The sequence below is a fragment of the Segatella copri genome, from assembly GCF_024330485.1.
Lineage (GTDB): Bacteria > Bacteroidota > Bacteroidia > Bacteroidales > Bacteroidaceae > Prevotella > Prevotella copri_L.
This window is the reverse complement of record NZ_JANDWX010000016.1, coordinates 41,962-65,971: the sequence shown is the minus strand read 5'-3', so window position 1 is coordinate 65,971 and position 24,010 is coordinate 41,962. Positions and strand designations below refer to the sequence as shown.

Below are 24,010 nucleotides of genomic sequence, written 5' to 3'. Positions count from 1 at the left end.
CTATGTACAAATTTTTTAATAAAATAGTTAGATTGTTTTGTTTATGTGTATTCCTTTTTGGACATTCCTCTGCGGATGCCCAAAATAGGAATTTACCTGCAGACATCAATCCTTATTTCGGACCAGTCGGCAAGCAGGCTGTCATGCCTAATGCGGCTGGCTTTATTCAGAGATGGTTGCTCCTGGAGCCAATCTCTATGCCGGTCAAGAGCAATGTCGTTTTTACAGATTCTTATCTGAAGGAGATATTCCATACGCAGTATTTCCCTAAACAGATGGAAACAGTTCCTAAGGATGGAGCCGTCGTGAAGGTGGGCAAGGAAAAACTGAAATGGCATGCGCTGGACAGTAAACTGTTTAATGTGAAGCTTTTCCGTTTCGCTACTTCATTTAAGAAGCCCAAGTATGGTGTCTTGTTCTGGGCGGTTACCATTATCGATTGCCCTGAGGAGATGAAAGACGTCCGCTTGTCTGTTGGCTCGAATGGTGCTTCCATGTGGTGGCTCAATGGTGAGGAGGCGGTGATGCTCGAAGGCGACCGAAGAATGGTTCGCGATGATGTGGTTTCGAAGAAACTTACCTTGAAGAAAGGTAGAAATATCCTTCGTGGTGCGGTAATCAATGGACCTGGTATGAGTGACTTCTGTGTCCGATTCATCGACGGACTAGGCAAGCCTGTCAGAAACCTGTCTATTCACGTGAAGTAGTGCAATCAATAAAGAAAGTTATGAAACAGAACAATTTAGTTTTCAGATATTTTAGCCCGGTTGCTGCTCAGCAGAAACTTTATGTCGCTGCTTTGGTTGCCTTGTTGTCTTCTTCTGCTTACGAGGCAGAAGCCCAGGTGGGCGAACCTTTCATTCATGACCCTTCTACCATTGCCCTGTGTGATGGAAAGTATTATACCTTTGGAACGGGTGAAGGCGGCATCTGGTCGGAGGATGGCTGGACCTGGCAGGGTGGTGCTGTTCGTCCCGGAAGAGGAGCGGCTCCTGATGTGTTGAAGATTGGCGACCGTTATCTTGTAGCCTACAGTGCTACGGGTGGTGGATTGGGAGGCAGTCATCGCGGTGATGTCCTGACGATGTGGAACAAAACGCTTGATCCGAAATCGCCTGATTTCAAATATACTGAACCGGTGGTGGTTGCTTCTTCATTGGATGATGAAGACTGTGATGCCATTGATGCGGGCTTGTTGCTCGACCCTACTACCGGCAGACTCTGGCTCAGTTATGGTACCTATTTCGGATTTATCCGTCTGGTAGAACTTGACCCGAAGACGGGTAAGCGGATGGAAGGCAACGAACCCGTCAATATCGCCATCGACTGCGAGGCTACTGATTTGATTTACCGCAACGGCTGGTATTATCTTCTCGGCACCCATGGCACCTGTTGCGATGGTCCTAATTCTACCTACAATATCGTGGTGGGACGTTCGCGAAAGATAACCGGTCCATACGTAGATAATGTGGGCAGAGAGATGTTGCAGGGCGGTGGAAAAATGGTGATTGCTGCCAATAATCTGAAGACGGGTCCCGGTCACTTCGGACGCTATATTGAGGAAGAGGGTGTTGAAAAGATGTCGTTCCACTATGAGTCTGATTTCAGACAGGGAGGACGAAGCGTGTTGGCTATCCGTCCTTTGTTGTGGAAGAACGACTGGCCTGTGGCTGGTGATGAATTTCATGCCGGAACCTACGAGATAGAATCGGAACGAAGAGGCTATGCCCTGGAGATTGCCGTAGATTTCGTGAGAATGCAACGTGATATCGAACCTTTCTGGATTAAGCCAACCAAGCCTCTGAAGAATATCGAACCTCAGACCTTGAAGGAGGTAGAGGCAGAATGGCCTAAGGGCGAGGTAAAGGTGAGAATGAACGATTACATGTTCCGTCCTCATCAGAAGTGGAGTATCATGCCTGCCGGAAAGGGTGGTTATCTGGGTGGTCCTTATTATAAAATCTGCATAGAAGGCACTACTCGCTACCTTACCGCAACCGCTCAGCATGATGTCATCGCCAAACCTGAGTTTACGGGTGAAGATGCCCAGCTTTGGCGTATCGAACAGCTCACCGATGGTACCTATCGCATCATGCCTAAGGCTGTGCCAGGCACAGAAGAGAAACTGGCATTGGTTTCACTCGGCGACTGTACTCCAGGCTTGGCTCCCTTCGATTTCAACAGCGATAATTCTAAATGGAATTTCAGGCAACAATAAATTCATGATGATTTGACAATCGAGAAGCGTCCCAATCATAAACCCTCTAATAAAATAAACAAAAGTATGCTAAAGAATTTATCTCTCATTGCCCTTTTGGGCATCGCTGTCGTTGGTGTTCCAAGTGAACTCAGCGCCAAGAGCGTAAAGGTGGCAGGTACCCAGAAAGGTACGGCTGCCAAGTCTATCACCCGTCAGGTGGCTCAGCAGAATGTAACCATCGAATTCTATTCTCCATCCATCGTCCGCATCTTGAAATCTGATGCCGGACTTGGTGCTCCTGTTCAGAAGAAAAGCTATTCTGTCATCTTGAAACCTCAGCAGATGAAGGGCGTTCAAATACAGAAAAACGGAGATATTGTAAATGTTAAATCTAAATTCATTTGCGTCGAACTGAACCAGCAGACTGGCGAAATCCGCTTCCTTTCGAAGGATGGAAAGTTGCTGCTTACCGATACGAAGACCCGTCTGGAAGCTCGCAAGGATGAGACCAACAAGGGCAAGTACCGCATTGAGCAGAACTTCCGTCTTGCCGACGACGAGGCCATCTATGGTCTGGGACAGCTGCGTGATGTTTATATGAATCAGCGTGGCCGCCAGAATATCGTACTCTGGAACAATAATACTTATATCGCCATCCCTTATTTCACCAGTGAGAAGGGCTATGGTCTTTACTGGGACAATGCAGGAAAAACCTATTTCAATGATATCGTAGCATCCAAGGATAATGGCAACCAGCCATCATGCACTTCCTTTACCAGCGAAGTGGGAACCTGCGCCGACTACTATTTCATGTATAAGGATGGTACGCAAGATGGAGTCATCGCCAGCATCCGTGAACTCACCGGACAGGCTACAATGTTCCCGAAATGGGCGATGGGCTTCTGGCAATGCCGCGAGCGCTATAAGACCAGCGATGAACTGGCTGGCGTGTTGGACAAGTATCGCGAACTGAAGATTCCTACTGATGCCATCGTGCAGGACTGGCAGTATTGGGGATGCGACTCCAACTGGAATGCGATGAAGTTCCAGAACCCATACTATATAAATAAGGTGGGCGACCCAGCCTATGCCAAGTATCTTCCTACCGATATGAAGCAGATGAAGGCTCAGGGAGAACCCCGCCTGAAGAGTCCGGAAGAGATGGTGAAGTATGTTCACAAGAACGATGCCCATCTGATGATTTCCATCTGGGCAAGTTTCGGTCCTTGGACAGAGCAGTATCGTGAACTGAAGAAGATGAATGCCCTCCTTCCTTTTGAAACGTGGCCAAGAAACAGTGGCGTGATGCCATACGATGTCTTCAATCCGAAGGCTCGCAACCTCTACTGGAAGTATCTTACCCACCTCTACCAGATGGGCTTCGATGCCTGGTGGACCGATTCTACGGAGCCAGACCATTTTGAGAAGCCGGGCGATGAGAACTATCAGACCTTCGATGGTTCATGGTTGGGCGTGAAGAACGCCTTCCCATTGTTACACAACAAGAGCATCTACGAGCATCAGAGAGCGATGAAGGGCAACACAAAGCGTTCGCTCCAGATGACCCGAAGCGGCAGTCTCGGTATTCAGCATTATGGCACCATCTGCTGGAGCGGTGATGTGGTGGCTTCCTGGAACGAGATGAAAAATCAGATTCCATCGGGCTTGAACTTCTCGCTCTGCGGTATCCCATTCTGGAACACCGACCTGGGAGGCTTCTTCTACTGGGAGTTTGAACAGAATCCAAAGAATCCTGCCATTCAGGAACTGCAGACCCGCTGGATGCAGTGGGGAACCTTCATGCCATTGATGCGCAACCACTGTTCTTCGCCGATGGTAAGCGAACTGTATGAATTCGGAAAGCAGGGCGACTGGGCTTATGATGCTATGATTAAGGCCATCAAGCTGCGCTATCGCCTTTTGCCTTATATCTACAGTACGGCTGGCGACTGTGTACAGAATAGCGGAAGCATGATGCGTGCCCTGGTAATGGATTATGCGGCAGACAAGAAGGCTTCCCGTCTGAACGATGAGTATCTCTTCGGCCGCAACATTCTGGTGAAGCCGGTAACCGATCCTTTATACACCTGGAAGGATAAGGAGAAGAAGGGCCATACCATCTATCCTGATGTAAGGAAGGCAGCTGCGCCTGTGAATGTTTACTTGCCAAAGTGTAATAAATGGTATGATTTCTGGAGCAACACCCAGTATGAGGGCGGTCAGGATATCCAGCGCCTTTGTCCTATCGACATCATGCCTGTATTCATCAAGGCAGGTACCATCCTGCCATTCGGTCCTGAAGTGCAGTATAGTTCAGAGAAGCCTTGGGATGAGCTGGAAATCCGTGTCTATCCTGGTGCTGATGGTAAATTTACGCTCTATGAGGATGAGGGTGACAACTATAATTACGAGAAGGGTAAATTCTCGGAAATCCAGTTTGTTTGGAATGAAGCAGACAGAATCCTGAACATCGCTCCACGCAAGGGCAGCTATAAGGGAATGCTCCAGCATCGCAGATTCCACATCGTACTGGTGGATGCCAATAGTGGAGCGGGCGATCAGCCTATGCAGGCAAGCAAGAGTGTGGAATATGACGGAAAGGCTGTAAAGATACAGCTGTAAGTGTTACATTATATAAAGTATTTGATACTTGTGATAAAGTAGTATTCTGCTTTTTTGTTTATCTTTGCAGCGCAAATAACAATTTAATATACTAATAGCTTAATAGTAATTACAATGAACAAGAATGTTATATACGCAGCTTTGATGTTTGTGGTAACTATGTCCTCCGGCAATGCTTCAGCGCAGCAGTTGCCTTATCAGAATCCTGCTCTCTCGGCTCATGAGAGAGCGGTAGATTTGTGTGGACGTCTCACGCTGGAAGAGAAAGCTTCTCTGATGCTGGATGATTCGCCGGCTATCCCACGATTGGGAATCAAGAGATTCCAGTGGTGGAGCGAGGCGCTGCATGGTGTGGCGAACATGGGAGATGTAACCGTCTTTCCGGAACCTATCGGAATGGCAGCTTCGTTTAACGACAGAATGGTGTATAGAGTCTTTGATGCAACATCTGATGAGATGCGTGCCAAATGGAATGAACTGCAGCAGAAGGGAGGAGATGTAACCCGTTTTCATGCCCTCTCTGTCTGGACTCCAAACGTGAATATCTTCCGTGATCCTCGCTGGGGACGTGGACAGGAAACCTATGGTGAGGATCCTTATCTTACCAGTAGGATGGGATGTGCCGTGGTGCGCGGATTGCAGGGACCTGAAGATACGAAATACCGCAAACTCTGGGCTTGTGCCAAGCACTATGCAATTCATAGCGGACCAGAATGGGCTCGCCATACAGACAATATTACCGATGTTACACCGCGCGACCTTTGGGAAACTTATATGCCAGCCTTCAAATCGCTGGTGCAGGATGCCAAGGTGCGTGAGGTGATGTGTGCCTATCAGCGTTGGGATGATGAACCATGCTGCGGCAACACCCGCCTTTTGCAGCAGATTCTCAGGAATGAGTGGGGATTCAAGTACCTGGTAGTTTCCGACTGTGGCGCTGTTACTGATTTCTGGGAGAATCATAAGGTTTCGAGCAATGCCAGAAATGCAGCAGCTAAGGGTGTATTGGCTGGAACCGATGTAGAATGTGGATTTAATTATATATATAAATCGGTGCCTGAGGCTGTGAAGTATGGTGCCCTGACTGAAGAAGAAGTTGATAAGCATGTGATTCGTCTGCTCGAAGGTCGTTTCGACTTGGGTGAGATGGATGACAACAAGATAGTATCATGGTCGAAGATTCCTGTATCTGTGCTTTGCAGTAAGGCGCATCGCCAGCTCTCGCTCGATATGGCTCTGCAGACCATGACGCTGCTCCAAAACAAGAATGAGGTATTACCTCTCGATAAAAAGGTAAAGAAGATTGCTTTCATCGGACCAAATGTGGATAACGAACCGATGATGTGGGGAAACTATAATGGTACTCCACGACAGACAATTACCATCCTGGATGGTATCAAGAGTCGTTTGAAGAAAAACCAGGTCGTCACCTTTAAAGGGTGCGACCTGGTGAACGACCAGACTTTGGATTCTTACTTCGACCAGTGTAGCATGGATGGCAAGATGGGCTTTAAGGGCACTTTCTGGAACAATCGTGAAATGAAAGGTAAGCCTGTTACCATCACCCAGGAAAAGAATCCTGTGCAGGTAACTACCTATGGTCAGCATGCCTTTGCTCCAAACGTGAAGCTCACAGGATTTTCTGCCAAGTATGAAACCGTATTCCGTCCTAAGCAGAACGCCAAGGTATTACTCGATGTGGCTGCCTGCGGTCATTATGAGGTTTATCTGAATGGTGAGAAAAAGTCAGAGAAGAGCGATTGGCGCACAGCAGAATCCCGCATCGAGTTTGAGGGCGAGAAAGGTAAGGAGTATAAGATAGAAATACGATATGCTGAGATGCCAACCTATAATGCCAATATGAAGATCAATATCGGTCATGAGAATCCTATCGACTATCAGGCTTCGCTCAAGCAGTTGAAGGATTGCGAGACAGTAGTCTTCGTAGGTGGCATCTCTCCACAGTTGGAAGGTGAGGAAATGCCTATCGAGATTTCTGGCTTCAAGGGTGGTGACCGCACCAACATCGAATTGCCTAAGGTTCAGCGCAATTTCCTGAAGGCTTTGAAGGAGGCGGGCAAAAAGGTTGTCTTTGTCAACTGTTCGGGTTCGGCTATCGCCTTGACTCCAGAGACAGAGAGTTGCGATGCCATTCTCCAGGCCTGGTATCCTGGTCAGGAAGGTGGTGAGGCTGTGGCTCGTGTGCTCTTTGGTGAGTACAATCCTGCCGGCAAGTTGCCAATCACTTTCTATCGCAATTCCAATCAGTTGCCTGATTTCAAGGATTATAGCATGAAAGGCAGAACCTATCGTTATATGAACGATGCGCTCTTCCCATTCGGTTATGGTTTAAGCTACACTTCTTTCCGTATTGGCGATGCTACACTTTCCAACTCTATCCTGAAGAAGGGTGAGAAGATTACCTTGAAGGTGCCTGTAAGTAATGTTGGCAAGAAAGATGGAACCGAGATTGTGCAGGTGTATGTGAAGGATCCTGCCGATACCGAAGGACCATTGAAGAGCTTGAAGGCTTTCGAGAGAGTGGAGGTAAAAGCCGGTGCAACAGCTCAAGCCGTCATCACCCTGGACAGCAAGAACTTCGAACTCTTCGATGCTGCAACCAATACCGTCCGTGCCAAGGCAGGAAAGTATGAGGTTTATTACGGCAGCAGTTCGGCTGATAAGGATTTGAAGAAACTGGATGTTTCTATTGAATATTAAGTAATGGTATACTAATTAATATATACTGCTTTCAATAGTATCAATCCAATAAAAGAATTGAATTATGAAAAGAATCCTTTGTGTACTTATCGCAGCCATCTGGCTCTGTACTTGCTGGGCAGGGAATGGCAAGAAACCTATTGTCTGGGAACAGCCGGTAGCTGAATCGAATCAGCTATTTTATGATCCTTTTCAATCTCAACTCAACATCTATCGTGTGGAATTCGCAGATGATGAAACACGAGTGTTCATGCACATCACTTTTCCCCCACACTATTGGGTAAAGTTTGTGAAGGAAACCTATCTCCTTGCTGATGGCAAGAAATATCTCGTCAAGAGCTGTGATGGACTGAAACTTGACGAAGAACACTATACGCCTAGCTCAGGCAAGGAGGATGTGGTCTTCCACTTCGCACCGCTCCCCAAGAAGACCCGAAAGTTTGACTTCCTGGAAGGTGACGGCAAGAAGAACTTCAAGATATTTGGCATCGAGAATATCGATACCCGCATCAAACAGCTCTTCTCCTCGCTTTGGCGCAACGATGCGACCGGCGATTGGGAGATAGGATTCTATGAAGATTTCGCCATCTACGACTGCCGTTACTGGCAATACAAGCAGAAGAATCAGAAGGGCGACAAGTACTCTTTCATCCTTACCGATGGCAAGAGCGACCTGGCTGTCAACATCGACAAACCTCAACATGGCAAGCGCACGATGAGCATCAACGGCAAGAAAGCCGAATATTCGCTCATTACCACTTCCACCCTTCCGGATTATCCGCAGAAAGATGAGACCACAAGTCTGAAGGATACTCATAACAAGCCCGATACGGCTATTGTTGTGGGATGGCTCAGAAATATGCCTAAGGAATTTTGGGATAGAGGGCAGGAGTATAGTGTGCAGTATTATGATCTCTTTTCCACATTCACGGAATTGAGCAATTGTAGCAAGCTCGATTCTCTTGGCAGATTTGAGATCAAAGTGCCTCTCATCAACTCTACCGAGGTTTTCATGGACTGGAAACATACTTATATCAACACGGTATTGGAGCCAGGTGAGACCTATTATCTGCTCTATGACTTCAAGTCTGGACATTCCATCTTCATGGGCAAGAACTGTCGCTTGCAAAACGAACTGCTGGCGCATCCTATCCCAATGATTAACGCAGACTATGCAGGTAAGGATGAGAATAAGGTTCCAGCCCAGGAGATGATGCAGATTCTTGAATCCAGATATAAGGAGGCTGAAGGGAACTTACGAAAACAGATAGATGAATCGGAATCTATCTCCAAATGTTATCAGGACTATACTGCCCGATATCTTCTCTGTAATTATGCATCATCAATCTTACAAGGAGCATATAGCGTAAAAGACAATGTTTTCCCTCAGGAATATGTGAGCCAAGTGGAAAAAATATGGAAGGAGATTCCGCAGCCTTATACTCAGTTTCGTGACTATAGTATACTGACTAATGATCTCATCGGCCAGGAAAGAAGGTTAAAGTACAGTACCCCCATGGGAAGGACCTATGGATTCTTATCCACCAATTCTTATCCGGAACTGTTGAGAAAGCACAAGGCTCTGGGGGATATTGCGATAACCGATTCAGAAATTGCTACGGTGGAACAATGGGCTAAGAATCTAGATGCCATAACTATCAAGCAATATCAGACGACAGATGCCAGGGAGCAGGAGAAAATAGTAAAAGCTTTTTCCAACTCAGTCCTTGACAAGCGCGCTACGGCTATCATTGGTAGAGAAGATATTGCCAAGATGCTTAAGGATGAGACTCCTCTCCTCGAAGTATATTATGCCCAGCATATAGCTGATAGCATGGGATGCAGCCAGCAGAAAGATGTCATCATCTCCAAAGCCCTTCTTAAGATGTTGGAAAGACTAGCCATGCCACTCAATAGTTATGGGCTTGACCTGGCAGAACACAGCATCAGTTCTGAAGTTCTCAGGGAGAAAGTATTGGCAGAACACCGTAAGTACCTGTCTTTGCAGAACAGGGACATTACTGCCAGTATCATGACAGCTCCGCAGGGTATGAGCGATGGTGAGAAACTTCTTCGCCATATATTGGAACCTTATAAGGGAAAGCTTGTATTGCTGGATGTCTGGGGAACCTGGTGTGCCCCTTGCAAGGAGGCTCTTGCCCATTCGAAGGAAGAGTTCGAACGCTTGGCACCATACGATGTGGTATATCTATACATGGCAAGCAGAAGTCCGGAAGAGTCATGGAAAAATATCATCAGACTGAATAATCTGGTTGGCGACAATATCGCCCACTACAATTTGCCAGCGGCTCAGCAGAGTGCCATCGAGAACTATCTCAACATTCGCTCCTTCCCATCCTATTGTCTCTTCGACAAGGAAGGAAATCTGGTAGATGTGAAAGTGGATGCCCGCCAGCTTGACAATCTGGAGAAAATCATCAAGGAACTGAACAGATAGTAAGAATACTGATAAAATCCCCTTCAAGGTATTGGGTGCACAGTTGAATACATAATAAATCCCGAAATCGCTTGGCGGTTTCGGGATTTTTACTTATCTTTGCCAACGTAAATAGTAAATAGTTGATAATATGGCAACGAAGTTATATCCAATAGGCATGCAGACCTTCTCTGAGATTCGAGAGGAGGACTTTCTCTATGTAGATAAGACGGAGTACATCTATCGTATGACTCATACGAGTGGAAAGTATTTCTTCCTGGCGCGTCCACGTCGTTTCGGAAAGTCACTCCTCGTCTCTACTATGCAGAGCTATTTCGAGGGAAAGAAGGAACTCTTTAAGGGGCTTGCCATCGAAAAGCTAGAAAAAGATTGGACGGAATATCCTGTGCTTCATTTTAGTTTGGCAGGTGGAAAGCACATGGAGAAAGACCAATTGGTGCGCTATCTCTTATATATATTAAAGGTAAATGAAGAAAAATTTGGCATCGTCAATGATTCTCCTGACCCGAATGTCCGTATGCTTAATTTAATAAAAACGGTATATGAGCAGACTGGGCAGAAGGTCGTTGTGCTCATCGATGAATACGATGCTCCTTTGCTCGATGTGGTACATGAGGATACTAGCTTGGATATATTGAGAGAGGTGATGCGCAATTTCTATAGTCCCCTAAAGGATAGCGACCGAATGCTGCGTTTCGTCTTCTTGACAGGCATCACCAAGTTCTCGCAACTTAGTATCTTCAGTGAACTCAATAATATCACAAATGTGAGTATGGATACAGAATATGCTGGCATTTGCGGCATTACCAAGGAGGAACTTGTGACAGAAATGCATGAAGATATTCAGCAGATGGCAGATGTGTTGGGCTTGTCGTATGATAAAACTTTGGAAAAGTTGAAGGAAAATTATGATGGCTATCATTTCGCTTGGCCTTCTTCTGACATATTCAATCCATATAGCTTGCTCACTTGCTTTTCAAAGCGAAAGGTTGATTCCTATTGGTTTGGCTCAGGCACTCCTACTTATCTCCTTAATATGATGCGGAAATATGACTTTACACCGATTGACCTGGGTGAACAGATGGATGCATCAAAGGATGATTTCGATGCAGCCACTGAGACGATGACTACTATCATGCCTTTACTTTATCAGAGTGGTTATATCACAATCAAGAATTATGATCCGGAAACGGAACTCTATACCTTGGCTCTGCCTAACAAAGAAGTGAGGATAGGTTTGTTTCGCAGTATGTTGCCGCATTATTTGGCGGCAAAGTCTGCAATGTGCAATACGACCGTGGCCAAGATGTCTGCTCTTATCAATAAGGGTAACATGGATGGTGCTCTTCAGCTATTGAAAACGTTCTGGGAGACGGTACCTTATTGCGATAATACCGATTATGAGGGGCATTATCAGCAGACAATGTATATCATCTTTGCCCTGCTTACGAATTTCCGAATATTGGTGGAACAGCATACTTTCCGGGGAAGAACAGACATTACGATGGAAACAAAGGATACCATCTATGTGATAGAACTGAAATTTAATAAGTCGGCACAAGAGGCTCTTGACCAAATCAACAACAAGCATTATGCTGATGCTTTTGCCCTAAAAGGCAAAAACGTGGAAAAGATTGGTATGAACTTTATGATTGATGAAGATAAGACGATTGTATTGGATTGGGCAAAATAGTTCCCTTGGTAGCAGAACCTCTTCTTCCTGGATTGGTGGAAGTTTGGGGAGTAGCAACAGAAAAGATGGCCTCGCAAAATGCGGGGTCATCTTTTCTGTTTTATAAAACAGACACTCTTAGATAATTATTCGACATGAAAACCATAACAAAGTATTTGTTACATGAGATAAAGTAATGAATCGAATAAATCGCTATTTTTGCGTCGTTTTAACAGCTTTAATAAAGAAAGCCGGTGAAAATCATCGGCATCATAACAATTTTAAACTTTTATATTTCAACCTAAAAACAAATGAAAAAGAGATTTTTGGCGATATTGGCGGCTGTGTTGCTACCGTCATGTCTGTTCGCCCAGTTTGGAGTGGTTTCGCCGCTTCATGTGAATGGCAATCAGTTGAATGATGCCTATGGCAACAAAGTGGTTTTGCATGGTGTGATGGATACACCGAGTCCTTACTTCAACAAATATCGTTGGGGTTATAGCTGTACCGACAATAACATCTCGGCATGCATAAGCTATTATGACAAGATTTTTGGAGCACTCCAGAATCCTGCCAAAGGTACCTATTGTAATATCTTCCGTCTTCATCTCGAACCAGGCTGGACCAATGATCCCAACAAGAAGTCAACGGGTTCTGATACTGGAGAGGCTAATATATCGCGTTTCAGTGCTACCCGTTTGCAGAAGTATCTTGATGCCCTTTATCTGCCTATTGCGCAGAAGGCCATCAATCATGGCTTGTATGTGGTGATTCGTCCTCCAGGCGTATGTCCTAAGGATTTGAAGGTAGGAGATGCTTATCAGAATTATCTTAAAACGGTGTGGAACATTGTTTCCAGCAACAGTTGGGTGAAGAATAATTCAGGCATCGTATCCCTGGAACTTGCCAACGAGCCTGTTCATATATATAATAGGTATGGTCAGAGTTCTGCCACAGCCATGCGAGATTATTTCCAACCAGTGGTTGATGTGATTCGTAAGAATGGCTTCAAGGGTATTATCTGGATTCCTGGCACGGGCTATCAGAGCCAGTATGAGAATTATGCCTCTTATCCTGTTTCCGACAGCAACTTCGGCTATGCCGTGCATGTGTATCCGGGATGGTATGGGGCAAGTGATACCAGCTATGATTCCAATGCTTTCATCTATAATTTCCAGAAGCAGGTGCCTGTGGTAAAAAATAAACCGATTCTTGTTTCTGAGATAGACTGGAGTCCGGAGAAACCTGGTACAGGTAAGTATAATGAGTTTGGACAGTGGGTGGCCAGCAACCTGGGTTCATGGGGAACTGCTACTACCAGCAAATGGGGCAATGCCTGGAAGAAGGTGATGGATCATTTCGGAAACATCAGCATGACGCTGACCAGTACTGATGATTATCTTGATATCGACAACTTCCTGAAAACTGGTCAAATCAAGGCAGGCTTGGAGGCTAACCCTGAGGCATGCGGTCTGACCTGTTTCTACTGGTATTATGAGTATTCTAAGAAAGACTATGCTCATAAGTCTGCTGGTACGTCTTCTTCTAACCAGAATACTCAGCCTTCTACTTCTGCCAATACCCAGGGCGAGAACATCATCAAGTCGTGGGGCAATGGCAGCGGATTCGTTCCTTCGGGCTGGACGGTGGCAGATAATGGCAGTCAGGTTTATGCCGGCAATAAGTCGAGAGGTCCTCGCATCATGAATTTCTCTGGTGATTTCAAGAATGCTTTCTATGTGAGAAGTGTTTCTGCCGATAAGGCTGGCTATATAGAATATGGTAATACCAACGGTTATACCCTGCCTCTGGTATATGGCGAGTATGAGCTGAGCTGCAATGTAGCTGCCTGGAAGGGTGCTCCATACATGAAGGTAGAGGTGTTCGACCCTCAGAATGCCGTTCTTGCTTCTACCATCGTCAAGGCAAATGGCAATGCCAATGGCAATATGGGGGCTTATCTCTCGGGTACCACCAGGGTTTCTCTCTCGTTCTATTCCATGATTAAGGGCAATTACCGTGTACGTTTCACCCCTGTGGCAGATGCCAAGGGCACAGGTGGTGCCTGGGTTGAGGCTCTGGTAGGCAATGTGGCTCTTTACTTCAAGGGCAATCCGCTGGCACTGAATGCCGTGGGACAGGTTCCTGCCGGATGGAAGATTGTTGATGCCGGAGAGCAGAAGGCTGCTGGTGCAGCTGGCATAGGTCCACGTATCTTCAAGTTTGCCGGTGGTGATTTTTCTACGGGTCTTTACATCCGTCAGAGCGATGCCCGCAAGGCAGGCTACGCTGAGTTTGGTTCTACTTGGGGCTATGGCTTCTCGTTGAAGCAGGGCAGCTATGTATTCTCTTATAATGCCGTGGCGTGGTCGGGGTCTCCTTATCTGAAGTGTGAGGTTCTCGACGAGAGCAACAACGTGCTGGGTTCTCAGATTATCCAGTGTACCAAGAATGTGAACAAGAACACCGGTGCAAATACTTATGGCAGCAATAGTGGTCAGGTACGATTCACCGCTTCCCACACGGGTTGCTATCACTTCCGCTTCACTCCTGTGGCAAACAGCTGGGGTGGCAGTGGTTCATGGCTTGAGGTAGTGGTAGGTCATCTGAAGATTTCCATGACCAGTGCTTTCCGTTCAAGAAGCATCGATGGCGGTTGGAATGATGGCACTACGGGCATCGGGCAGGTTGAGAGTGCTGAGAATATCAGCGGTCAGGAGACCAGACAGAACTCCGGCTGGTACACGCTTCAGGGGCAGCGGGTAGAACACCCAACCAAGGGTATCTATATCCATAATGGCAAGAAGGTGGTTTTGAGATAGAATATTAAATGAGACTTCCCTGATACATCAATGAGACTTCCCAGCACTAAAACCGAGAAGTCTCATTTTTGCTTTTTGCTATATAATATAATGTAAAGGCTAAAAACAAAAGAGGGTGTGGCATCATTTTATGACGCACCTTTTTCTTATGTGTTACATCATATTAAGTATTTGATACATGTGATAAAGTAGAAATCTGCTTTTTTGCTTACCTTTGCATCCATAAATAACAATTTAATCAACTAATAATTAATTTAAATCATAAAATGACTAGATACAGAATGATTTTATCCCTGCTTTTGGCTGGCATGGGAACTGCTGCAACAGCACAGAACATCAACTTGCCAATCATCCAGACCAAGTACACAGCCGATCCTGCACCTTATGTGCACAACGATACGGTTTATCTCTATACCACCCACGATGAGGATGGGGCTGAAGGGTTTCTGATGAAAGACTGGCTACTCTATACCTCTACGGATATGGTAAACTGGCAAGACCGCGGTGCCGTGGCTTCATTGAAAGACTTCAAGTGGTTCAAGGGCGAGAATGGTGCCTGGGCAGAGCAGGTCATCGAGCGCAATGGCAAATGGTATATGTATTGCCCAATCCACGGTCATGGCATCGGAGTGCTGGTAGCTGATAGTCCATTCGGACCGTTTAAGGATCCTATCGGAAAGCCTCTGGCATGGGAGGGAGACTGGTTCGACATCGACCCTACCGTATGGATTGATGATGATAACCAGGCTTACATGTATTGGGGCAACCCGGAGTTGAAGGCAGTGAAACTGAACGAGGACATGATTTCTTATTCTGATTCCATCATGCACTTCCCGAAGATTCAGGATTATCAGGAAGGTCCTTGGTTCTGGAAACGCAATGGCAATTATTATCTGGCTTATGCTTCTACCTGCTGTCCTGAGGGCATCGGTTATGCGATGAGCAAGAATCCGCTCGGACCGTGGGAATATAAGGGACATATCATGAACCATACGCCTCGCACTCGTGGCAATCATCCGGGCATCATCGACTATAAGGGCAAGAGCTACTGCTTCGGCTTGAATTATGACATCTTCCGTTTGAAGACGGGGCGTCATGCCGAGCAGCGTTCTGTTTCTGCGGCCGAAATGACTTACAATCCTGACGGAACCATCCAGGAGTTGCCATACTTCCAGGATTGCAAGTTGGAGCAGATAGAATGGTTCAACCCTTATCGCCAGGTTGAGGCTGAGACGATGGCTTGGGGCTATGGATTGAAGACGCAGCCTAAGAACGAATGGGCGCAGAAGAACAGATGGAACCAGGTGGTTACGAATGTTGATGAGGGAAAGTATATACTTGTGAAGGGTGTTGACTTCAAGAAGGGTGCAAGTAAGTTTGAGGTTTCTGCCTCTTGCCACATGTTTGGCGGCTGCATCGAAATCCGTCTTGATGGGGTAAACGGCCAATGCATCGGCAAGGTGGATATCAGCAACACCAAGGACGAATACAAAACCTTCTCTACCCGGGTGAAGAAGGTAAAGGGTGTACACGACCTCTACTTCGTCTTCAAGGGAGGCGACATCCAGAAGCAGAACCTCTTCTTCCTGGATTGGTGGAAGTTTGGGGAGTAAGATAAACTTAATAAAGTTTTTGAAACATTCGATAAAGTCATTATGATTGTTTTTTCGTAATTTTGCAGCGTTAAACGAATAAACAATCATAATGATGAATACAACGAAAAACTTGGCTCTCAGAAAGCCGTTACTGATAAGCGCATGGCTGCTTGCCATGCAGGGTGCTACCTATGCACAGAACCCAATCGTACAAACACAGTTAACTACCGACCCAGCACCTCTGGTTGTCGGAGACCGTCTCTATGTATATACCGGTCATGATGAAGATAAGGCCGACTTCTTCTGGATGAATGAATGGCGTGTGTATTCCACCAAGGATATGGTGAACTGGACAGACCATGGTTCACCGCTCGACCTCAGTTCTTTTTCCTGGGCAGATGACCGTGCCTGGGCAGCACAGACCATCGAACGTAATGGTAAGTATTACTGGTATATCTGTGCGCACTCTAAACTGACGGGCGGAATGGCTATCGGCGTAGCTGTGGCAGATTCTCCTACTGGTCCGTTCAAGGATGCGTTGGGCAAACCGCTTTTCGATAACGGAAGTTGGGACAATATCGACCCTACCGTTTGGATGGATGAGGATGGTCAGGCTTATCTCTATTGGGGTAATCCACATCTTTACTATGCCAAACTGAATAAAGATATGATCAGCTTCAAGGGTGGTATAGATGCTAAGGCAGCTGTTGATGAAAAGCGTGAAGTGGGCAGAATCGTGATGACTGAGGAGGGATTCGGTTCGCCTGACGTGGAGAAGCGTGATTCTACCCGAAAATATAAGGATTGCTACACAGAGGGACCTTGGTTCATGAAGCGTGGCAAGAACTATTATATGCTTTATGCTGCAGGTGGAGTGCCTGAACATATCGCTTATTCCATGAGCAAGAAGCCTTTCGGACCATGGAAGTATATGGGCGAAATCATGCCATTGGAAGATACGGGTTCTTTTACTAACCATTGCGGTGTGACCGACTTCAAGGGCAAGTCTTATTTCTTCTATCATACGGGTAAACTGGGTGGCGGATTCGGACGCAGTGTGGCTGTGGAAGAATTCAAATATAACGCCGACGGCACATTCCCAATTATCCATCATACCCAGGAAGGAGTGGCTCCTATCGCAACCCTCAATCCTTACAAGCGTCAGGAGGCTGAAACCATCGCTTTCTCTAAGGGAGTGAAGTCGGAGCAGACCGATGATACGGGTGTTTATATCTCAGAAATCCATACAGGTGATTATATCAAGGTACGTGAGGTGGATTTCGGAAATGAGAGTCCGGATGCATTTGCCATCTCAGCGGCATGCTCTTCGCTTGGAGGTTCGCTGGAGGTTCATCTCGATAAGGAAGATGGCGAACTGGTGGCAAAACTTGATGTTACCAAGACGGGTGGCTGGGAAAAGTGGAAGACTTTCTCGGCACAAATGCTAAAGAAAGTGACAGGAAAGCATGATATATACTTCGTGTTCAAGGGATTGAAGGGAAGCAAACTCTTCAATTTCGACTGGTGGAAGTTTGAGAAAAATTTCGCCAATCCTGTGGTTTGGGCTGATGTGCCTGATGTGGATGTAATCCGTGTGGGCGACAGCTTCTATATGGTAAGCACCACCATGCATCTGATGCCGGGTGCGCCTATCATGAAATCGAAGGATCTGGTGAACTGGGAAACCGTGAACTATATCTTCCCTAAACTTACCGATTCGCCTAAGTATGACATGAAGGAGGGTACGGTGTATGGTCGTGGTCAGTGGGCCACTTCGCTGCAGTATCATCGTGGCAAGTTCTATGCGCTCTTTGCTCCGAATGATAATCCCGGTGGAGAGACTTATATCTGTACAGCCGATGATATCGAGGGCAAATGGACTATCCACAGCCGTTTGCAGCATTTCCATGATGCCGCTCTCTTCTTCGATGACGACGATAAGGCATACGTGGTTTATGGAACGGGAGAGATGGTGCAGCTGAATACCGACCTGACGGATGTGGTGCCGGGTAGCCATCGTAAACTCTTTGAGCGTGATGCTGATGAAACGGGTTTGCTCGAAGGTTCCCGCATGATCAAGCACAACGGCAAGTATTATCTCCTGATGATTTCGTGGCCACAGGGACATCCTCGTCGTGAGGTTTGTTATCGTGCTGATAAGATAACGGGGCCTTACGAAAAGAAGGTGATTCTGGAAACGGAGTTTGCCGGATTCAATGGCGTGGGACAAGGTACGATTGTAGATGATAAGGATGGCAACTGGTATGGCATCGTATTCCAAGACCGTGGTGGTGTGGGCAGAGTGCTCACGCTGGAGCCATGTACCTGGAAGGACGGATGGCCTATGCTGACCGATGAGAAGGGCAATATTCCTGCCGAGATGCAGAAGCCTGTGCTGGGCTACGATGGCAAGGGACTCGTGTATAGCGACGATTTCTCGAAGGATAAACTGGAATTGCAGTGGCAGTGGAACCACAATCCTGTGGATAATGCCTGGTCGCTCACAGAGCGCAAGGGCTGGCTCCGCCTGAAGACATCCCGTATAGTTCCTAACATCTTCCTGGCTCCTAATACCATCAGTACCCGTACCGAAGGACCAACCTGCGAGGGAATCATCAAGATGGATGTGAGCAAGATGAAAGATGGCGATGTGGCTGGCTTGTCAGCCTTCCAAGGTGATGCAGCCCTGCTTTCTATCGTAAAGGAAGGTAAGAAACTCTTTGTGGTAGGTACCAAGGAGAGTGTAGCTTTGACTGAAAAGGAAAAGGCAGTGACTGATGTGAAGCGTGAGGTGGTTTATCGCCAGCCTTTGAATCTGAAGCAGGATAAGGCAACGAAATCAAGTATCATCTATCTGAAGATGAGTTGCGATTTCCGTCTTCATCAGGATCTCGCCACCTTATTATATAGTATAGACGGCAAGACCTGGATTCCTGCCATCAAGGATTTCAAGATGCAGTATGATTATCGCCGCTTCTTCATGGGTACCCGTATCGCCATCTATAACTATGCCACAAAGGCTGCTGGCGGATATGTGGATGTTGATTCTTTTGAGTATTCTAAAAGAAAATAGGTTTAAAGTTTGAGCTTTTTTTAATTTTAACGGCACAAAGTGAAGGAAAATCAAAAAGTTTCCTTATCTTTGTGCCGTTTTTAATAACTAATCAATGCTGATTTTATGAACAGAAATAAGATGATTTTGGGGGCTTGGGTCTTGGGACTATTGTTTCCGATAGAGATGATGGCTAAGACAAGTTGCACAGATAATAGTACTCTGCTTTGGTATAACGCCCCAGCCCAGCAGTGGCTGGAGGCTCTGCCTATCGGAAACTCTCATCTGGGAGGTATGGTGTATGGCGGAACCACGGATGAGAATATCCAGTTGAATGAGGAGACTTTCTGGAGTGGCGGTCCTCATAACAACAATAGCAGGAAGTCCCTGGAGAATCTGCCACAGGTGAGGGAACTCATCTTCAATGGAAGGGAAGAGGAGGCGGCTGCTCTCATCAACCAAACCTTCATCCCTGGACCTCATGGCATGCGCTTCCTGCCAATGGCAAATCTGCATATCGCCATGAAGAATCAGGGAAAGGCTGAGCAGTTTGTGCGCGACTTGGATTTGAAGAGGGCGATTGCTACGACTTCTTTCGTGATGGATGGCGTAAGATATACTCGTACTACCTTTGCTTCGCTGGCTGATGGCGTTATCGTTTGCCACATCAAGGCGAGTAGAAAGGGGGCTTTGAATATCGATGTTACCCTGGATTCGCCTTTTGAACATCAGACTCTGAAAACGCCTTCAGGGGTTATGCTGAAGGTGAAGGGACAAGACCAGGAAGGCATCAAGGCGGCTCTCACTGCCGAATGTGTGGCAGATGTAAGGACGGATGGCACCGAGGCAACCATCATCGTGAGTGCAGCCACCAATTTTGTGAACTATCATGATGTGTCGGGCAATGCAGCCCAGCGCAATGCTGACTATATAAATAAGGTGAAACTGATGAGCTATGCACAGTTGGAGAAACGCCATGTGGAGGCTTACCAGAAGCAGTTCGCTACTTCTTCTCTGATTTTGCCAACCGATGTCAATGCTTCGTTGCCTACCAACCAGCGTCTGGAGAAATTTGCGGGCAGCAAGGATATGGCGATGGTGGCACTGATGTATAACTATGGTCGCTATCTGCTCATCTCCTCTTCCCAGCCTGGTGGACAGGCGGCAAACCTGCAGGGCGTTTGGAACGACAGCAAAAATGCACCTTGGGACAGTAAATATACCATCAACATCAATACGGAGATGAACTACTGGCCTGCCGAGGTAACAAATCTCGGTAACACCACGGAACCTCTGTATTCGCTGATTAAGGATTTGAGCGTAACGGGAGCACAGACGGCTAGGGAAATGTATGGCTGTCGTGGCTGGATGGCACATCATAACACCGATATCTGGCGCATAGCAGGTCCGGTGGACGGTGCGCAGTGGGGCATGTTCCCGAATGGCGGAGCCTGGCTCACCACCCATCTCTGGCAGCATTATCTCTATACGGGCGACAAGGCTTTCCTCAAGCAGTGGTATCCGGTAATAAAAGGTGCTGCAGAGTTCTATCTTGACTATATGCAGAAGTTGCCGGGCACCGAATGGAAGGTAACCGTGCCGTCGGTGAGTCCGGAACAGGGACCTATGGGTAAGAGAACTGCCGTAACGGCTGGTTGCACGATGGATAACCAGATAGCCTTCGATGCTCTGACCAGTGCTGTGAAGGCTTCTGAAATATTGGGTGTTGATGAGGCTGAGCGCAAGGACATGCAGCAGCTGGTTTCGCAGATTCCGCCGATGCAGATAGGAAAGTACGGACAGTTGCAGGAGTGGCTTGTGGATGCGGATGATCCGAAGAATGAGCATCGCCATATCTCGCATCTCTATGGTTTGTATCCATCCAATCAGATTTCTCCTTTCTCTCATCCGGAACTGTTCCATGCCGCAGCCACTACTCTGAAGCATCGTGGCGACCAGGCTACGGGCTGGAGTCTGGGTTGGAAAACGAACTTCTGGGCACGCATGCTTGATGGCAATCATGCTTTCAGAATCATCAGTAATATGCTTCGCCTGTTGCCATCTGATGCGCAGGTAAAGGAGTATCTTGAGGGCAGAACCTATCCGAATCTCTTCGATGCCCATCCGCCATTCCAGATTGATGGTAACTTCGGAGTAACAGCCGGTATCGCCGAAATGCTCCTGCAAAGTCATGATGGAGCCGTGCATCTCTTGCCAGCCTTGCCTGATGCCTGGAAAGAAGGAAGCGTAAAGGGACTTCGTGCCCGTGGCGGCTTTGTGGTGGATATAGACTGGAAGAATGGCAGACTGATGAAGGCGAAGATTCGTTCCACCATCGGAGGCATCCTGCGTCTCCGCTCCTACGTTCCGCTGAAGGCGAAGAATCTGAAGAAGGCAGAAGGAACATGTCCCAATATCCTTTTTGCATCTGCAGAAGTGAAGCCTGTAATGGAACAGCATCGGATAGCAGAAGGAGTGAAGGTTCCTATTCCTGACGTATATGAATATGACTTGGAAACAGAACCAGGAAAAACTTATCTGATTAAATAATGTCCTAAAATTACATTTGTTGCCATAAAAGTATCATTTTGTCCACCTCAGGTTGGATAATTATTCGTACTTTTGTGGCAATATTTTTTATAATAATCTTTTAGACCTATCAATGAGAATGAAGAAATTATTATTTGCAACCTGTTGCATCGCTTTTTTGAGCGGTTCTTTGGGAGCTGCGGCGCAGAAAAAATCTGCAACCAAGAATGTTCTGACACAGACTTTGAAAGGGAAGTCTTGGTCGGCTGATAACGGTAATGGTACCTTTACCAATCCATTGTTTTACGATGAGTTTTCTGACCCTGATATTATCAGAGTAGGGGAGGATTACTATCTGGCGGGTACCACGATGCACAGTGTGCCGGGACTGGTGGTTCTCCATTCCAAGGATCTCGTAAATTGGGAATTCTCTTCCTATTGCTTCGACCGCTTTGATGATTCTGATGATTTCAATCTCCGTAATAGCAAGGAGGCTTACGGACAGGGTATCTGGGCGCCTGCCATCCGATATCATAACGGAAAGTTCTATATCTTCTCCAATATCAACGGGCATGGCTTGCAGGTGTATATCTCGGACAGTGCCAAGGGGCCTTGGACGCATCATAAAGTTAATGGCGATATCTACGACCTCTCTGTGCTCTTCGATGAGGATGGCAAGATTTATGCCGTGCACAAGTATGGCAACGTGACCGTTACGGAGTTGATGCCCGATTTGAGCGGTCCGGTAGAGGGCAGCAGCAAGGTGGTGATTCCTGAAGGCAATGCGATGGGTGAGGGACATCATGTGTATAAAATCAATGGTATGTACTATATCCTCTCAGCAGATTATTCACCGATGGGCCGCATGCAGTGTGCCCGAAGCAAGAGCATTTGGGGACCTTATGAAACTTGCGTAATTAGCGAGCGCGAATCGTATGGTTATGCTGCAGGATGGAGTGTAGGTAACATGGGAATCGGTCGGCCTTTGCCGGAAGATGGTTTCAATTTCCAGAACAACAAGCCTAATGGTCTGAACCTGGGCTGTGCTACCATTCATCAGGGCGGCATCGTGCAGGCTCCTGACGGGAAATGGTGGGGCGTTTCGATGCAGGACTTCAATGCCGTGGGAAGAACGGTGTGCCTGTCGCCTATCACTTGGGTTGACGGCTGGCCTTACTTCGGACTGGAGAAGAACCTGGGACGCTCGCCTCGTACCTGGTTCAAACCGAATGATATGGTAAAGACACCACAGGCTCCATACGACAGATGTGATGATTTCTCGGGTAAAACTTTTAAAGCGGTTTGGCAATGGAATCATAATCCGAATGACAAGATGTGGTCGCTGAATAAGGAACGAAAAGGATGGCTCCGTTTGCATTCCATGCCTGCCAAGCAACTGCTTTGGGCAAAGAATACATTGACGCAGCGTGCCATCGGACCGGTATCTTATACATCTGTAAAGTTGGATGCTTCTCGCTTGAAGGTAGGTGATGAGGCTGGTTTGGGTGCCATCAATACGCCATACGCTTCATTGGGCGTTGTCAAGACGGATAAGGGGGTGAACTTGAGATGTTATGACCAGAATACCAACAAGGAAGTGTGGAAGCCGTTGGCTAAAAGTAAGGTAGTATGGTTGCGACTTTGGGGTGATTATGACAAGAGCCAGTTGCAATATTCCTATTCTCTGGATGGTAAGAACTGGGAGAATATCGGTGAGCAGATGCTTTCACCTTATCAGTTGAAGACCTTCCAGGGTGTTCGTGTGGCACTTTATGCTTTCAACAAGAAGGAATTGAATGGCGGTGTGGCTGATTTCGATGATTTCATGGTAGAGGAGCCGATGGCTGACAGAACAGCCAATTTGCCTATCGGAAAGACCATAAGATTCTCTAATCTCGCTGATGGCAGTCTGATGGATGCTACCAGACATGGATTGATGCATAGTTCTAGTAACCGAAAGGACATGAGAAATCAGGTGAAGTTTGTTGTGGAGGATAGAGGTAAGGGAAAGATTGCTTTGAAGACGGCTGACGGACGATATGTTTATATTGCTGGTGCAGGTTTATCTGGTGATGTTCGTCTGACTTTCGACTCTTCCAAGGCAGAGGAGTTTGTATGGCAGGATATGCTTTATAACCGCTGTATGCTGCTTTCTCTGAAGACTCAGCGTTATGTGGGTAAGAATCCTGTGGATGGAAGTCCTTATTCTGCAGATTTCCAGGGAGCTGACGCCGGTATGAAGAACGGATGTGTTTTTACATGGGAAGTTGTTGAATAAAGATATGTTCTTAAAAAATTCAAAGAGGCAGACTCTCGCTGTGGGGAGTCTGCCTCTTTTT

11 protein-coding genes are annotated in these 24,010 nt (G+C 46.8%); all 11 read left to right on the top strand.

Going from position 1 to position 24,010, the window contains the following annotated elements; genetic code table 11:
• The first annotated feature begins 2 nt into the window (after positions 1–2).
• The 11 genes from NNC77_RS10080 (at position 3) to NNC77_RS10030 (ending at position 23,949) form a co-directional block, all read left to right on the top strand.
• Positions 3–707, top strand: coding sequence for an acetylxylan esterase (locus NNC77_RS10080; RefSeq protein WP_254970720.1), 705 nt, complete (start codon positions 3–5; stop codon positions 705–707).
• Between the two features lie 20 nt (positions 708–727).
• Positions 728–2,218, top strand: coding sequence for a family 43 glycosylhydrolase (locus NNC77_RS10075; RefSeq protein ID WP_254970722.1), 1,491 nt, complete (start codon positions 728–730; stop codon positions 2,216–2,218).
• 66 nt (positions 2,219–2,284) lie between these two features.
• A complete protein-coding gene (locus NNC77_RS10070) occupies positions 2,285–4,822 on the top strand; it encodes a glycoside hydrolase family 31 protein (RefSeq protein WP_254970723.1) in 2,538 nt (845 codons plus the stop codon).
• Positions 4,823–4,936: 114 nt separating this feature from the next.
• Positions 4,937–7,543, top strand: a complete 2,607-nt coding sequence (xyl3A, locus tag NNC77_RS10065; RefSeq protein WP_254970724.1) for a xylan 1,4-beta-xylosidase — start codon at positions 4,937–4,939, stop codon at positions 7,541–7,543.
• Positions 7,544–7,607: 64 nt separating this feature from the next.
• Positions 7,608–10,001, top strand: coding sequence for a TlpA family protein disulfide reductase (locus tag NNC77_RS10060; protein WP_254970726.1), 2,394 nt, complete (start codon positions 7,608–7,610; stop codon positions 9,999–10,001).
• A 130-nt stretch (positions 10,002–10,131) separates the two neighbouring features.
• Complete coding sequence (locus tag NNC77_RS10055) at positions 10,132–11,694, top strand: ATP-binding protein (RefSeq protein WP_254970727.1); 1,563 nt, start codon at positions 10,132–10,134, stop codon at positions 11,692–11,694.
• A 290-nt stretch (positions 11,695–11,984) separates the two neighbouring features.
• Positions 11,985–14,495 (top strand): cellulase family glycosylhydrolase, encoded by a 2,511-nt coding sequence (locus NNC77_RS10050; RefSeq protein ID WP_254970728.1) that lies wholly within the window; start codon positions 11,985–11,987, stop codon positions 14,493–14,495.
• Between the two features lie 281 nt (positions 14,496–14,776).
• The gene (locus tag NNC77_RS10045; protein WP_437183283.1) at positions 14,777–16,108 is read left to right on the top strand and encodes a glycoside hydrolase family 43 protein; all 1,332 of its coding nucleotides are present in this window, start codon (positions 14,777–14,779) and stop codon (positions 16,106–16,108) included.
• A gap of 94 nt (positions 16,109–16,202) precedes the next feature.
• Positions 16,203–19,163 (top strand): family 43 glycosylhydrolase, encoded by a 2,961-nt coding sequence (locus NNC77_RS10040; protein WP_437183284.1) that lies wholly within the window; start codon positions 16,203–16,205, stop codon positions 19,161–19,163.
• Positions 19,164–19,268: 105 nt separating this feature from the next.
• The gene (locus NNC77_RS10035; RefSeq protein WP_437183281.1) at positions 19,269–21,692 is read left to right on the top strand and encodes a glycosyl hydrolase family 95 catalytic domain-containing protein; all 2,424 of its coding nucleotides are present in this window, start codon (positions 19,269–19,271) and stop codon (positions 21,690–21,692) included.
• Between the two features lie 118 nt (positions 21,693–21,810).
• The gene (locus NNC77_RS10030; protein WP_254970732.1) at positions 21,811–23,949 is read left to right on the top strand and encodes a family 43 glycosylhydrolase; all 2,139 of its coding nucleotides are present in this window, start codon (positions 21,811–21,813) and stop codon (positions 23,947–23,949) included.
• The last annotated feature ends 61 nt before the right edge of the window (positions 23,950–24,010 follow it).